We start from the raw sequence: 676 nt of genomic DNA, 5'->3' as shown, positions 1-676 counted from the left end.
CTACAAATTGAATTGCCATTAGCAGCTTGTAATGATCAGAAACTCATCTGCGACTGCCCGATCAACCCGTGGTTGCGACTGTTGCTGCCAATCTCGCCGCTGCAGGGCATTGATGGAGGGCCTTTGGTTATTAGCGGGCCGTCCGTATAGCGAGGGGTTCTTACAGAATGAAGTCGGAGGATGACTTGCATTATTTTGCGTTCAGATGATCTTAAACTCAGTTTTATCTGCATTTTGTTGCATATTGCACCGCGCCATCATTTGTTGAAATGCACTATATTGCATCTGAGGACAATGAATTCCCTGTTTAAATGCATTTAAATGCAGGTGTTGAGACATGTACAACCTGACATTACAGATATTCAGTGCTGGGAAATGGCACGACGCCATGATTCTAAGGTTCGACAATCCTGAAATGGGGTTCGAAAGTCGCTGCAGTTTCGGCTACGAGACGCCATAACTTGTCGAAAATATTGAAGCCATAGGCTCTTCGTTTTCCAAAGCCGTCAGTGCGCTGTATCCATTGGATTGGGAAGGGCGACGCTCCAGTACGCCCGCATTTGTCTATGACATTGCCCCCGCAGGAGCGGCCAAAAGATTTCTGCTTGCGCGTCTGGGGCAGGAGAAACCGGCGCATATCGGTGCCGATCTGTATCTGCTCGGCCAGAGCACTCCA

Annotated in this window: 1 protein-coding gene; it reads right to left on the bottom strand. The window is 48.7% G+C overall.

All coding sequences use genetic code 11. The features are described from left to right. Nucleotides 1–394: 394 nt before the first annotated feature. Nucleotides 395–676 (bottom strand): hypothetical protein (locus HT737_RS31485; protein ID WP_220459597.1); only part of this gene is annotated, 282 nt, incomplete at its 5' end.

It is taken from the genome of Pseudomonas sp. MD195_PC81_125 (assembly GCF_014060985.1).
Taxonomy (GTDB): domain Bacteria; phylum Pseudomonadota; class Gammaproteobacteria; order Pseudomonadales; family Pseudomonadaceae; genus Aquipseudomonas; species Aquipseudomonas parakoreensis.
The sequence above is the reverse complement of the archived record's forward strand: the minus strand, read 5'-3'. Positions and strand labels throughout refer to the sequence as shown.